Genomic DNA, 14,483 nt, shown 5'->3' on the forward strand with positions numbered 1-14,483 from the left:
CGGAGCTGTGCGACGCCGCGCCGGGCGGGATCGACTGCTGGAACGCCAGACAGCTTCTCCGCCTGACCGGGGTCGGCCCCCTCGCCCTCACCCTCATGCCGTCCGTGCTCATCCTCGTCCTGGCCGACGGGCTTCGACGCGGCAGGCGCGCCGCGCGCTGGTGGGCGCTGGCCGCGTACGGTACCCAGCTCGCCGCCTCGGTCGCTCTGCTCGTCACCGGCCCGATCGAGGGCGGGCACGGACGACGCCAACTGATCTTCGGGGCCGCTCCACACGCGCTCACGGTCTGGGTGGTCTCCCCGTTGGTCGTCCTGGCCGCGGTTCTGCTCACCCTGACGTTCACCGGCCGGTTCTTCCGCATCCGAGCGAGCCGCCGTGCGGTCAGACGGGCGACCCTGTCGATCGCGGCGGTGGTGCTCGGCGGGTTCGTCGCGTTCGTCGGTCTCGGCGCGGTGGTCACCGAGGGCGTCGCGGCCTCGGGCCTGTCCGATCCGTCGATCGCCGAGCTCGCCGGCGACTATCCGGCCCGCCTCATCCCTCCCGCGTACCTGGGCCTGTTCGGACCGACCCTGCTCCCCGTCTCCGACGCGGCGACGGCGCTGTTCGAGTGGATCGGGGTCGCCGTCTGGGCCGGGGTCATCGTGATCCTGTGGCGCCTGCTGCGGGCGCGCCGGAGAGACGAGGACCCGGCGGCGCACGAGCGCCTGCGGGAGCTGCTGCACACTCCGGGCGGGTCCTCGCTGTCGTGGATGACGACCTGGGACGGAAATGAGTACTGGTTCACCAGCCAGCACCCGCCGGGCCGCCCGTCCGTGGTGGCCTTCCGGGTGGTGGGCCGGGTCGCACTGACCACCGGAGGCCCGGTCGGGCCACCGGACCAGGCCGGACCCGCGGCGCTGGAGTTCGCCGAACACTGTGCCCTCCAGGGCCTGGCTCCCTGTTTCTACTCCGTCGACGACGAGCTGGCGGCGGCGCTGCGGGCGGCGCGATGGTCCTCGGTCCAGGTGGCCGAGGAGACAGTGATCCCTCTGCCCGACCTGGCGTTCACCGGCAAGCGGTTCCAGGACGTCCGCACCGCCCTGAACCGGGCGGGAAAGGAACAGGTGACGGTCACGTGGACGACCTTCGCTGAGGCCCCCTTGACGCTGACCCAGCAGATCGTGGCGATCTCCGAGGAATGGGTGGCCGACAAGGGCCTGCCCGAGATGGGTTTCACCCTCGGCGGGATCGACGAGCTCCGCGATCCCGAGGTGCGCCTGCTGCTGGCCGTCGACGGGGACGACGTGGTCCACGGGGTGACGTCGTGGCTGCCCGTCTACCGAGAGGGCGCTTCCGTGGGACTCACCTTGGACTTCATGCGCCGCCGGACCGGTGGCTTCCGGCCGACGACCGAGTTCCTCATCGCCTCCGCCGCGCTCACCGCCAAGGAGGAGGGCCTGGAGTTCCTCAGCCTATCCGGGGCACCGCTGGGTCACGGCCGGCGTGAACCCGGAGACGGCGCACCGACCGCGAAGCAGGACGCCACCGCGCTCTCGGCCGCCCTGGACCGCGTGGGAGAGACACTCGAGCCCGTCTACGGGTTCCGCTCACTCCTCGCCTTCAAGGCCAAGTTCCACCCGGAGTACCGCCCTCTACATCTGTGCTACCCGGATGCGGCGACCCTCCCGGCGATCGGCGTCGCGGTGGGACGGGCCTACCTCCCGAAGGTGGGACTCGGCCAGGGAGCCCGCCTCGTGGCCACGCTGAGGCGGGCCCGCCGCTGAAGGAGACCCGGGCAGGGGCACCCTGATGGGCGACGAGGCCGACGGCTCTTCTGTGGATGCCGGTCGAGGGGTGCGGATGAGTCCGACGGCGATGCGGCAGGGCGGCAGCACGCTCGCTCTCGGCCCGGAAGAAGACGTGCTTGACGGTTTCGATCAGTACCAGGTAGATCAGCGCCATCGCCGCTAGGGCCACGTAGAACAGTGCCGGTAGTCCGACGAACCCCAGCAGCGGGCCGAGCGGGGTGAACGGCAGCGCCACGCCGACGGCCACGACCGCCAGGACCGACCCCGTCAACAGCCACGAGGGACGACTGCGCAGGAACGGGACTCTCCGGGTTCGGATGGCGAAGACGATCAGGGTCTGGGTCGCCAGCGACTCCACGAACCAACCCGTGCGGAACTCGTCCGGGCCGGCATGGAGGACACCCAGCAGCAGAGCGAAGGTCGCGAAGTCGAAGAGGGAGGAGGCCGGACCGAAGACGAGCATGAACCGTCGGATCTGTCCCAGGTCCCAGTGGGAGGGCTTGCGCAACTGCTCCTCGTCGACCCTGTCGGTGGGAATGGCCAGCTGTGAGGTGTCGTAGAGGACGTTGTTGAGGAGGATCTGCTGGGGCAACATCGGAAGGAAGGTCAGAAAGGCGCTGGCCGCCGCGGCGGAGAACATGTTCCCGAAGTTGGACGAGGTCCCCATGAGGACGTACTTGATGGTGTTGGCGAAGATCCGCCGACCGCTCACGACCCCACGGGCCAGAGTGCCTAGATCCTTCTCGAGCATGATCACATCGGCCGAGTCCTTGGCCACGTCGGTGCCGGTGTCCACCGAGATCCCGACATCGGCCTCGTGCAGGGCCAGGGCATCGTTGACCCCGTCGCCGAGGTACCCGACAGCGTGCCGGGCGCGGAGCAGACGGATGATCCGGGCCTTGTGCGTCGGGGAGACCCGGGCGAAGACGATCGTCGTGGCGAGTGCGGCCCCCAGGGCCTGATCATCGAGCGCCTCGACCTGGCGCCCGGTCAGCACCGGGACGGCCCCGGCGTCGTCGGTGAGCCCGAGGTCCCGACACACCTTGACCGCGACGACCTCGTTGTCGCCGGTGGTGACCTTCACCCCGATCCCGAGGTGGGCCAGGGCACGAAGCGCGTCGACGGCGTCGGGTTTGGGCCGATCGACAAAACACAGGAACCCGGCCAGGTGGAATCCGGACGGCGGAGACGAGGCGAGCTCGGTCTCGTCGTCCGCCCGCCGCACCGCCACAGCGACGACTCGGAGGCCCTGTTCGAAGAGCCCACCCATCGTGGCGCGCCCCTCGTCCTCGTCCGGAGAGCACCTGGACACCACCACCTCGGGAGCTCCCTTGAGAATCTCCCACCGCTGACCGTCCACGAAGTCCACGAGCACCGAGGAGGTCAGCGATTCATGGTCGAAGGGGCGGAGATCCACCCTCCGTGTTCCGGTCACCTCGGCCGGGTGCCCGGACCCCGGCCCGACTGCTCGCCAGAGTGCGGCGTCCAGGGCGTTCTGCCCCGCCCCGGCACCCCCGGCCGCAGGATCGGCCTCGCAGCACAACACGCCCAGGCGCGTCGTGGCCGTCTGGTCCTGCCCGGCGGGTACGGACTCGAGAAAGGTGATCCGTCCTTCGGTGAGCGTGCCTGTCTTATCCGTGACCAGCACGTCCATGTTGCCCAGGTCCTCAATGCTCGTCAATCGCTTGACCAGCACCTTCTCTTTCGCCAGCAGTCGCGATCCCGCCGCCAGCGAGGTGCTCACCACCGCCGGCAACAACTGCGGGGTGATGCCCACCGCGATCGCCAGTGAGAACAGCAGGGCGTCGAGGAACGGGCGCCGGAGCAGCAGGTTGATCACCAGGATCCCCACCATCAGCGCCAGACCGATCCACAACAGCATCATCGAGAACCGCGTCAGCCCCGTCTCGAAACCCGTGCGCGGCGCCCGGTCCCCCAATCCCTGCGCGATCCGTCCGAACTGGGCGTCCTCACCGGTGGCGACCACCGCGGCGACGGCGTCCCCGTGCCGGACCACCGTGCCCATCAGCAGACACGATCTCAGTTCCCCGAGACCGGCGCCCGGTTCCACGGGCTCCGGGGACTTGGACACCGGCAGAGCCTCGCCGGTCAACACCGACTCATCGGCTTCCAGCTCGTTGCACTCCAGCACCCGCACGTCGGCCGGCACGATCGAACCCAGGCCGATCCGCACCAGATCACCGACCACGAGCTTCTTGACGTCGACGGATCGATCCCGCCCACCGCGGATCACCACCACGCTGTGACTGACCTGGCGATGCAGGTCCTGGGCGGTGCGCTCGGCGCGGTACTCGTTGACGAACCCCAGCCCGGTACTGGCCGCCATGATGGCACCGATGATCAGCGCGTTGACCTGATCCCCGGTGGCGAAAGACAGACTCGCGGCGATGAGCAGAAGGAGCAACACGGGGTTGGCGAACTGCCGCAGGAGCACTCTCCACCAGGTCGCCCGACTTCCGGGAAGGACGTTGGGGCCGTCGACCGCCAATCGGTCGGCGGCCCGCTCCTCGTCCAGACCGGAGCCGGGCACCCCGAGCGCGGTCAGCACATCCGGCGCGGGCATGACGGACGCCTGCTCCAGAGTCAACTGACCTGTCGGCGGCTCGGTCCCCGACCCGCCCTCGCTGTGTCGGGCCACGAGTCCAATAGTGGCACCGCCGTGCGCCTTCATCTAGCGCCGGAACGGTCGACTACCGAGTACGGGTGTAGCTCGCCCCCCGGTGCCCCCGGCGACCCGCGCGCTCCCCGGTGCCGGGGTCTCGCCGGTCGGTGTCAGGCGCGCCCGTGGCGACGCCGCCACTTGTGGAGACTGTCAGCCGTGAGCACCGCAGGGATGGCGATCGCGGCCACCACCCAACCGATGAGAGGTGGATTCGTTCCTCCCAACACCTGGTGGACCGGCGGCACGAACAGGAAGACGGCGAGGGCGGCGAGCATCGATACCTGAGCCCACAGCAGGAGCGTGTTGGACATGAGAGGGATCGCGCCGAACCACGTGGATTCGGAACGGCACGCCAGTGCGTTGGCGAACTGGCCCAGTACCAGGGCGGCGAAGGCTGCTCCTGACGCCGCCGCCAGTGTGCCCGGGTCGACGGCGGCGCCCGGGGACCACCCGGCCATCAGGAGGACCGCGAGAAATGCGGACATGACGACCAGCGCCTCCGTGGGACCGAGCACACCGAACACCCGTCGCAGGATTCGCCCGTCCAGCAACGAATCGGTGCGCAGCGGCCCTTTCATCACCTGGCGCCTGGCCGGTTCCGCTCCCAGGGCGAGCGCGGGCAGCAGATCGGTGCCGATGTCCACTGCGAGGATCTGCAACACGCCGAGAGCGAGGGGCACCGTGCCGCCACTGAGTGCCCACACGACGAAAGGTGTGAGCTCGGCGACGTTGTCGGTGAGGTGGTACGTGAGGAACCGCCTCACGTTGGACCACGTCGCTCTGCCCAGTTCCACCGCGCGGACGATAGTGGCGAAGTGGTCGTCGAGCAGCACGACATCGGCGGCCTCGCGTGCGACGTCGGTGCCGCCCGCTCCCATCGCCACGCCGATATCGGCCTGCCGTAACGCAGGCCCGTCGTTGACCCCGTCACCGGTCATCGCCACGACGTGGCCGCGCTTCTGCAACGCCCTGGCGACGCGCAGCTTGTCCTCCGGGGTGATCCGCGCGACCACCGTCCCGTCGGTGTCGAGCAGCTCTCCGAGCTCGTCGTCATCAACGGGAAGATCGGCACCCGCGATCACCCGTGCGGAGGCATCCGGCCCGGCGCCGAGCAGGCCGATCTGCCGGGCGATCGCAGCGGCGGTGTCGGGATGGTCACCGGTGAGCATCGCCACGGCGACCCCGGCCCGGCGGCATTGACCCAGCGCGTCGGCCACACCCTCACGGGGAGGGTCCTCGAGGCAGAGCAGCCCGAGCAGCTCCATGCCGTCGCATTCCCAGGGGAGAGGCTCCCCCTCCCCGGTCTCCGGACGAACGGCTCGGGCGACCGCCACCACCCGCAAACCTTCGCCGCCCGCAGCCGTCACCTCCTGTGCGGCCGCCACGGTGGACCCCGAGCACCGCGGCAGGACCGATTCGGCCGCGCCGAGCAGGTGGATCCAGTCATCGTCGACCGCCCCCGAGCATCGGGCCCGCGGATCGAACGGTATCCGACGACGCTCTGGCCGTACGGGCTCGCGCTGCCCATCAAGACGCGCCTGGGCCACCACCAGGGCCACCTCCATCGGGTCACCCCGGGCGGTCCACCGGCCGTCGACGAGCTCCGGGCGACCCGAGACGCATGCCGCCGCCGATGCCGTCGCGAGCGCGGCCGCTCGGATCGCGCAGGCTCCCCCCGTCGCCTCTCCCTCGGGCGCGTAGCCCTCTCCGGACACGGTGACGGTGCCGGCGGGAGTCCACACCCGTCTCACGCTCATCCGGTTCTGGGTCAGAGTGCCGGTCTTGTCGCTGCATATGTAGGTCGTCGTCCCCAGGGTCTCGACCGCCTCGAGCCTCTTGACCAGTGCCCGGTCCCGAGCCATCACCTGGGCGCTGCGCGCCAGGGAAAGGGTGACCGTGGGTAACAATCCCTCGGGAACGAGCGCGACCGTGACACCGATCGCGAACAGGAAGCCCTCGGACGCCTCGGTTCCGAGGGCGACCAGGACGACGAAGGAGGCGACCCCTGTGCCGGCGGCGATCAGGGACACCATCCTGACCACGCGGTGCAACTGCCGGGTCAGCGGGCTCGTCGGCCGGGCTGCCGAGTGCGTCATCACCGCGACAGAAGCCAGTCGGGTTCGCGTACCGGTGGCGGTGACCGTCGCCGAACCGGCCCCTTCGACGACGAAGGTTCCCGCGTAGGCGGTGTCCCCGGCATCCGGGTGGACGACCGCGCTCTCTCCGGTCAGCAGCGACTCGTCCACGGCGAGACCCACCGCGGTGTCGAGCCGGAGATCGGCACTGATCCGGTCTCCCGCCTCGAGCTGAACAGCGTCTCCCACCACCAACTGCTCGGCCGAGATCCGGACCACCTTCCCGTCCCGCACCACCCGCACCTGCGGCGGGAGTAGGTCCTCGAGTGCAGCGGCGGCGCGATCGGCTCGGTACTGCTGCGCGAACGCGAAGAGACCGTTGACCACCACCACGACCCCTATCGCCAGGGACAGAGCCGGCATGTCCGCCACCCACGCCAGGGCGGCCGCGACCCAGAGCATGAGAGCGAAGAAGTTCACCATCTGCGCGGCCAGCGCCAACAGGGGCGAGCGAGGCCGCGACGTGGGAAGCGCGTTCCGACCGTCGGCACGAAGCCGGTCCGCGGCCTCGCCGGAAGACAGCCCGGCCTCCGACGGGGCCGGGCTGTCGGACGACGAGGCGACTGGCATGAGACCCACCTCCGGAGAACACGCCGGTGGAACGTGGAACGGACCAGATGGTACGAGCCTGCGCGCCGAATCGGCTAGCCCCCTAGGGGGGAGCAGAATACCGCCTCTGAGGTCTGTCGGACCCCGGACGGTGGCGGTAGAATCGCCTACGTGGGCGTCACTCGTCCGGTGCGCCCTCCGGCGACACAGCGAGGAGCGCCGCCATGAAGGCAGTCGTGTTCGAGGGCTTCAAGACCTTCCCCCAATTCAAGGACGTCGACAGACCCACCCCCGGCCCGGGCGAGGTCCTGCTCAAGGTGGCCGGTTCGGGCGCCTGCCATTCCGATGTGGGCCTGTTCCATGAGTTCCCCGGCGACCCCACCGGCTTCCTCACCCCGCCGTTCACCCTGGGCCACGAGGTCTCCGGATGGATCGAGGAGCTCGGCCCCGGCGTCACCGGCCTGAACACGGGCGAGGCGTTCCTGGTCTACGGGCCGATCGGGTGCGGTCGGTGCAAGCCGTGTTCGCGGGGGCAGGACACCTACTGCCAGGACGTGCCGTCGGTGGGGTACCTGGCCACCGGGCTCGGCCGGGACGGCGGCATGGCCGAGTACATGACCACCAACGCGCGCAACCTCATCCCGCTGGGCGATGCCGACCCCGTCGCCGCCGCTCCCCTGGCGGACGCCGGCCTCACCCCGTACCACGCCATCAAGCGGGTGCTGCCGGACCTGACCACCCCGGGCGCGACCGCACTCTGCATCGGCCTGGGCGGCCTGGGTCTGGTGGCGGTGCAGATCATCCGGGCCATGACCGGGGCCACGGTGTACGCCACCGACACCAAGCCGGAGGCCGTCGCCGCCGCGGAGGCCGACGGGGCGATCGGCATCCCGAGCGAGGGCGCCGCCGAGACCCTCCGCGAGCTCACCGGCGGCCGCGGCGTCACCGCGGTGTTCGACATCGTGGGCTCCTCCCCCACTCTGGAACTCGCCGCCTCGGTGGTGGCCCAGCAGGGCTCGGTCACGGTGGTCGGCCTGGCCGGCGCCGACTTCCCCTGGAACGTCTTCCGCCTGCCCTACGAGGTCAACTTCTCCTCCACCTACTGGGGCACCCTCGAGGACCTCCACGAGGTGGTGGACCTGTACCGGGCCGGCAAGATCAACCCGGAGGTCCACGTGTATCCCCTGGACCAGGCCCTGGAGGTGTACCAGAAGCTCGTCGACGGCCGGGTCAGCGGACGCGCGGTGATCGCCCCCCATGGCGGATAGCGAGAACCGCACCGGCCAGGATCACCCCGCGTCGGCGTTCTCGGGGTTGACCACTGTGTCCAGGTTGGATCCGCGCTCCCCGATGCCCGTGATGCTGGTCACGGTGGCCACTCCCGCACCGAGCAGCGCCGCGTCGGTGTGGGCCTCGTGCTCCTCCGGCGTGTCGGCCAGGATGAGATGGACGTGGTTACTGCCGGCCTCGACCATGGTGGTGTGGACGATGCCGAAAGGCGCCAACGGGGCGCTGGTGATCGTGAGCCCGTCAGCGCGCGGGGTGTTGGGGACATTGACATTCAGCACCGTGCCGCTGGAGCTCGCCAAGAGCGCCGGGAGGACCCGCGAGGTCACTGCCGCTGCGCTCGACCAGTGCGCTGCGGCGTCCGTGTGATCGGTCGCCAACGACACCGCCAGGCCGCGGGCGCCGTTGAGGCCACCGGTCAGTGCGGCCCCCACGGTGCCGGAGTGCAGAATCGCCCTGCCCACGTTGGCACCGCGGTTGATGCCGGACAGGACGAGATCCGGCGGCCCGTCACTGAACGCACGATGCGCTGCGAGCAACACGATCAGCGCCGGCGCGGCGTACACGGCGAACGCCGGCACCTCCATTCCCGGAAGCGTGCGACGCTCTACGCGGATGCTGCCCTGCCCACCTGCGGCGGTGACGGCGGAAGCCTCGGTGGCGGTGATGGACGCACTGCTGCCGCTGGCTTCTTCCACCGGCGCCGCCACCACCACATCCAGCCCGCTTGCGCGTGCCGCTCCGGCCAATGCCAACAGGCCCGGAGAGTCCAGACCGTCGTCATTGGTGACCAACGCGAGCAGGGTCCGTCACCCCCTTCGGATGAAGTCGGAAAGCTGGGCGGGCGTGATCCGCACCTCCGGAGGCCGTTGCCAGTCATAGGGACTGATCTGCACGAATTCGCTGAATCTCCTGATGGTGGACAACTCGCCGGTGCCCAGACCGTGTCGCGTGACGTTCAACGCTCCGGCCGCCGCCCCCAGTGACACCGCCTTCTCGATCCCCGAACCCCGGGCAAGAACCGCTGCGGTAGCGGCGGTGAAGCTGTCGCCAGCGCCCGTCGAGTCCTCGACCTGCATGGCCGGCGCGACGACCTCGCGGACTCCCTCGTCGTCGAGGAGGAGCAAACCCTTCTCGGCGCGGGTCACGATCACCGTCTCCGCGCCCGCACTGCGGATCGCGTGCATCGCCGAGACGATCTCCCGCACGTCGACCGAGGAGATCCTGCCATCCGCCAGCAACTCCTCGTGGCTGACCTTGACGACGTCCACCCCACCCTGGAGGGCGGAATCGAGCCGCTCCCCGATGAGGTCGACCATCACTCTGCACCGGCAGGTGCGCAGGTCCGCCGCGAGCCGTCGGTAGACGTCGGCAGGTACGACGCCCCCGCCGGCGGGACCGCTGAGAAGCACCACATCCGAGCCGATGGCTTCACGGAGTGTCAGGCCGTACAACCTGTCGAGGTCGTGGCGCGACAACGAATCACCCTTGGTGTCGGCGACGACCCGCCGACTGCCCTGCCGACGGTCGTGGATGTATGCGGCGCCGTAGCCTTCCTTCCGTTCCACCGCGACCAGACGAAAACCTTCGTCCCGGATGAGATGCTGCAGCACTGCCCCGGTCTCTCCGGCGAACCCCGCGCACAGGGTCACCTCCGTGCCCAGAGCGCGCACCATCCGGGCCTGCCACACGCCCTGCCCACCCGGGTGCAGGTGAATCGCCACGTCACCGTCGTGGTCTTCCACCGTGATCGTCAGTACGGGTGACGGCGCGAAGATCACGACGTGCCCCACCCGGCCGCTCACGCCGCGAGGTCCCGCGTCGTCTGGGTCCACAACGTCACCTCACATCCGAAGACCGGCAGCGCCATCGACGTCGCGGCCCTCGCGCGGAGCGGACGTCTGCTCACCCGCGTGAGTCTCCGGATCGTCGAATGCCGGCGTCGTCACCCGGGTTGGCCTAATGCCCTGGCCTTGAGCGCCTCGTACTCCTGTGGAGAAATGGTCCCCTGATCGAGAAGAGCGCGGGCCTTGGTGATCTCGTCGGCAGGGCTTGTCGAATGCGAGATCTTCCGAATGTAGTCGTCGAAATTGCGCTGGTCGCGATTCAGCCTCAGTTCCGCACGTTCCTGCATACCGGGGCCCCGGGCGATGAGATACACCAGGACCGTCAGGAACGGCACGAACACGAGGCAGAACACCCAGACCGCCTTCCACCAGCCGCTGAGCTGGTGATCGCTGAAAAGGTCTGCGATCACCGAGAACAATGCGAACAGATAGGCGACCAGCGCGAAGATCCAGAAGACTGACCAGAGCACGCTCCAGAAACCGTAGTCGTCGAACATCGTGACTCCCTCGGATAGTGTCCTCAACGAGGTAATCAAATTGTCGTGGCGCTGTCTATGCCCTCTGCCGGATAACCGGCTCTTCCGTGGGTGTCGGCGCCGATATCCGCGGTCGTCATCCCACCGACCAGAGTTCGGAACGCTGATGGATTCGCGTCCCGGGGCGTCGTTCACCGAGAGGGGACACACCCGGTGGCCGCCTCCAGGCACGAGGAGCGCGGCCACCGCGTGGTCGTTCGAGGGGTCCTTCTCCGACCCACTCGACGAGAACCGGCGCGGTGACCGCTCCTCATGGAGTCGACAGCCGGTCGAGCCAGGGTCAGCCCAGGGCCACCGCCATCTCGTTGGGAGCCTCGGGGAGCTGGCCCGAGGCGACGACCTCACCGTTCGTGAGGTCCACGGCGTACACGGTGTTCGCGGCGGGCTCGCTCACGTAGGCGATGTCCCCGTTCACCACGATGCCGGGGTGCGGGTCCTGCCACTCCGCCGGGCCCTCCCAGGAACCGATCACGTCGTAGCTCTCGGAGATCTCGCCGGTGGCCGGGTCGATCACGTGGATGGCACCGTCGGTGCCCAGGAGGTAGGCCTTGTCGTCCGGCCCGCGCACCACGCCGCGCCAGGTGTACCCGACGTCCTCCGGCAGGTCCACGACCTCGAGGGTGCGGGCCTCGGTGTCGATCAGCGCGATCTTGTTGAGCAGGACGCCCTCGGCGTCCGGGTCGTCCTTGTAGTCACCGACGACGAGGGGGCTGTCCTCGGACACGTAGGCGTTGCCCATGCGGCCGTACTCGTCGGGCGCGGTGAGCTTCTCGAACGCGCCGTCCTTGTAGATCAGGGCACCGTCCTCGCACCCGAAGATCACCGTCTCGTCGGCGGCGGTGCCCTCGCCGTGAATCGCGGGGCACTCCTCGTTGCGGGCGATCTCCTCGCCGTCTGCGTCGACGGCGAAGGCGCCCGTGCGGCCCTCGTCGTCTCCGATGGTCGAGAGGAAGGTGCCGTCGCTCAGCACGATCGAGACGCCGTGGTGCGCCTGGTCGCCGGGGATGGTCTCGAAATCGGGCAGGTCGGCGTCGTCGCCGGCGAATGCGTCGGTATCGAAGACGAAGGTGTCGCTGGTGCCGTCGTCGTACAGCACGGTCTTGCCCGCGTGCCGGACGACGTGCGCCGGGGTCTCGGCCTCGATCACCAGGTCGGTGAGCTCCGGCGCCGAGGTGTCGAGCACCTGGAACCCGTCGGAGGTGGTGACCAGGACGGTCCGACCGTCACCGAACGCGTTCAGGCGGGTGAACTCCTCGGTCTCGAACTCCTCGATGATCTCGAGGGTCTCGCCGTCGAGGACCGCGACGCCGTTCTCGTACGCCACCGCGAGTCGGTTCTCCGAAGACCCCTCATGTGCTGCCGAGGTCGTGGTGGCGGTGGCGTTCTGCGCCTCGGCGTCGTCTGCGTCGGCGTCGCCACCACCGTTGCCACATGCGGTGGCGAGCAGAGCCGCTGTCGCGAGCACCGCGACCGCTCCTGCGCCGCGGGTGTGTCGTGTTCTCATTCCTCGTCCTTCTTTCACTAGGTGGTCAGGCGGAGAGCCCGTCGACGATGCGCTCGGTGTTCGCGCGCATCATCTCCAGGTAGCTGGGGGCGCCCTGTCCCGTTTCGGTGAGCGACTCGGTGAACAACTCGATCACCCTGATGTCGATACCGGCTTCGCTCGCGAGCACCTGCACCAGCCGATCCGGCTGGGAGGACTCGGCGAAGATCGCGGGGACGCCGGCCTCGGTGATCGCCGAGGCGAGCCCGTCGAGGTCGGAGGCGCTGGGGGAGGCGAGGGTGGTCCCGCCGGGGATGGCCGCGCCGAGGACGCGGAAGTCGAAACGCTCGGCGAGGTAGCCGAAGACGTGGTGGTTGGTCACCAGCGCGCGTCTGTCGGCGGGGAGGGTGGCGAACGCGGCGGTCATCTCGTCGTCGAGCTCGTCGAGTCGGTCCCGGTACCGGGCGGCACCCGCCTCGACGGCGGCCCTGTCGATCCCCTCCACGTCGAGAAGCTCGGTCTCCAGTGCGTCGACGACGTCGACCATGCGGGCCGGGTCGGTCCAGAAGTGCGGGTCGGCGGTGCCGCCGGCGTCCTCGTCCGAGTAGTCGATGACCTCGATCTGGTCCCCCGCGACGAACATCGGCACCCCGGTGTCCGCGACCCGGTCGAGATGCTGTTGGAGCCCTTCCTCGAGACCCAGTCCGTTCGACACCACCAGGTCGGCGCGATCCATGAGGCTCGCCTCCTGAGCGGAGATCTCGAACGAGTGCGGGTCGGCGTTGGGCTTCATCAGGGTCGTGACGTCGGCCGCGTCCCCCACCACGTTCTCGACCACGTCGCCGAGGATGTTGGTCGTCACGACGACGGTGGGGTGGTCGCCCGCGTCGCCGTCCACGATCGCGCACCCCGACAGGGCCAGTCCCGCTGCGACGAGCACGGCGGACAGCACCGGACGCCGCCTCATCGTCCGGTCTCCGCCACGAAGTCGGGGGTGGTGGGTGTCCCCAGGCTCCGGGCGACGCGCGCGTCGCCCCGGTAGTCGATCTCGTGGACGACCCCTGCGACGGGGTCGTTGACATACGCCCGCTCGCGGTCGACCGTGAGCTCGATCCCGGAGGCGGTCTCCGGATTCGCGACCGACCCTGCCAGCAGTGCCTCGGTCACCGCGATCTCCGTGCCGGCCTCTCCGTCGAAGACGCGGATCCGGCCCTCCCGGTCCACCCCCACCACGTGGGAGTCGTCGTCACTCGCGGCGGACACCTGCAGCAACGGCTGATCCGTCGGCACCAGGCGCCACTGCCGCGACCGGGTGTCCAAGAGCCAGAATCCCTCGTCCCCGGCGAGCGCGGCCACCACCGGTCGTCCCTTGCGGCCACGGAATTCCGTCGCGCGCGGCGCCTCGGTGCCCTCCGGGAAGGCGATCGATTCGAACCGAGGTCCGCCGTCCTCGTAGGTGGCCAGGACGGCCCCGTCCGCACAGCCCACGACCACACCGATGCGCGTGGTCACGGCGCCCTGTGCGTCCGCGCAGGGCGCCGTCGCACCGTCCACCGGAGCGCCGTCGGCTCCGTGGAACTCCACCCCGGACACCACTGCCGACTCGTCGACGATGGTCACGAGCGCGCCACTGCCGAGGGGGGCGACCAGTCCCTCGTGCGGTTCGGACTCGAGACGGAAGACCTCCTCGACCCGCCCCTTGGACAGGGCCTCGTTGCTCAGCAGGACCGCCTCTCCCGACTCCGGGAAGAAGATCCCGGTACCCCCCGTGGTGGCGTTACCTGAGGTCGTCACGACCGCGGGGCCGTCCCCCATCACGGCTCCGAGCATGCTCGGGGAGGTGCGGTAGTAGTGGAAGTGGTCGACGTGGTCCCACGTCCACACACCGCTGTCGACGATCTCCACACCGGATTCGGTGTCCGCGAACAGGTACCGGCCGTCCGAGGTGACCGCCGACGGGGGCTCGATGGTGCCCGGCTCGGTCGACGTCCCGTCGAGCAGGTTGAGCATGCCGACCGCCCCGGTGCGGTCGATGCTCACCAGGTGCAGCTGGGGCTCGGCCACCTCCTCGGCGCCTTCGATCTCGCCGTGCCCGTCGCCGGTGCCCTGCCGCGACGACTCCGCGGCAGTGGTGGTGGTCCCGCCCGCCGCGGTATCCGGGCCGCCCGTGTCGGTC

9 protein-coding genes and 1 pseudogene are annotated in these 14,483 nt (G+C 69.6%); 2 read left to right on the forward strand and 8 right to left on the reverse strand.

The genetic code is table 11. The annotated features are described in order from the left end of the window. Positions 1–749: 749 nt before the first annotated feature. Positions 750–1,586: pseudogene (locus tag G6019_RS17195) on the forward strand (bifunctional lysylphosphatidylglycerol flippase/synthetase MprF); the annotation flags it as partial. A gap of 13 nt (positions 1,587–1,599) precedes the next feature. On the opposite strand, the gene mgtA reads toward G6019_RS17195, so the two are convergent. Both mgtA and G6019_RS03930 read right to left on the reverse strand, forming a co-directional pair. Continuing rightward, the gene (mgtA, locus tag G6019_RS03925; RefSeq protein ID WP_309230149.1) at positions 1,600–4,446 is read right to left on the reverse strand and encodes a magnesium-translocating P-type ATPase; all 2,847 of its coding nucleotides are present in this window, start codon (positions 4,444–4,446) and stop codon (positions 1,600–1,602) included. Between the two features lie 134 nt (positions 4,447–4,580). Next, positions 4,581–7,175 carry a cation-translocating P-type ATPase gene (locus tag G6019_RS03930; RefSeq protein WP_182613473.1) on the reverse strand — a complete coding sequence of 865 codons (2,595 nt, stop codon included), beginning with the start codon at positions 7,173–7,175 and terminating at the stop codon, positions 4,581–4,583. Between the two features lie 203 nt (positions 7,176–7,378). On the opposite strand from G6019_RS03930, the gene G6019_RS03935 reads away from it, so the two are divergent. Then, entirely contained in the window at positions 7,379–8,422 is a 1,044-nt protein-coding gene (locus tag G6019_RS03935; protein WP_182627071.1) for an NAD(P)-dependent alcohol dehydrogenase, read from the forward strand. A 21-nt stretch (positions 8,423–8,443) separates the two neighbouring features. Here G6019_RS03935 and surE read toward each other — a convergent pair whose 3' ends face one another. The 6 genes from surE to G6019_RS03965 form a co-directional block, all read right to left on the reverse strand. Beyond that, positions 8,444–9,235, reverse strand: coding sequence for a 5'/3'-nucleotidase SurE (gene surE / locus G6019_RS03940; RefSeq protein ID WP_228549041.1), 792 nt, complete (start codon positions 9,233–9,235; stop codon positions 8,444–8,446). A 15-nt stretch (positions 9,236–9,250) separates the two neighbouring features. After that, positions 9,251–10,246 (reverse strand): PfkB family carbohydrate kinase, encoded by a 996-nt coding sequence (locus tag G6019_RS03945; RefSeq protein WP_182613472.1) that lies wholly within the window; start codon positions 10,244–10,246, stop codon positions 9,251–9,253. Positions 10,247–10,386: 140 nt separating this feature from the next. Then, a complete protein-coding gene (locus G6019_RS03950; RefSeq protein WP_107757741.1) occupies positions 10,387–10,785 on the reverse strand; it encodes an SHOCT domain-containing protein in 399 nt (132 codons plus the stop codon). A 319-nt stretch (positions 10,786–11,104) separates the two neighbouring features. Beyond that, positions 11,105–12,328, reverse strand: a complete 1,224-nt coding sequence (gene aztD / locus G6019_RS03955) for a zinc metallochaperone AztD (RefSeq protein WP_107757742.1) — start codon at positions 12,326–12,328, stop codon at positions 11,105–11,107. A gap of 25 nt (positions 12,329–12,353) precedes the next feature. Continuing rightward, the gene (gene aztC, locus G6019_RS03960) at positions 12,354–13,274 is read right to left on the reverse strand and encodes a zinc ABC transporter substrate-binding protein AztC (RefSeq protein WP_182613471.1); all 921 of its coding nucleotides are present in this window, start codon (positions 13,272–13,274) and stop codon (positions 12,354–12,356) included. Continuing rightward, the coding region (locus tag G6019_RS03965) for an ABC transporter (protein ID WP_182627073.1) at positions 13,271–14,483 on the reverse strand (1,213 nt) is incomplete at its 5' end. The genes G6019_RS03965 and aztC, both read right to left, overlap by 4 nt.

The sequence above is a fragment of the Dietzia sp. DQ12-76 genome (assembly GCF_014145045.1).
In the GTDB taxonomy this organism is placed as follows: Bacteria; Actinomycetota; Actinomycetes; order Mycobacteriales; family Mycobacteriaceae; genus Dietzia.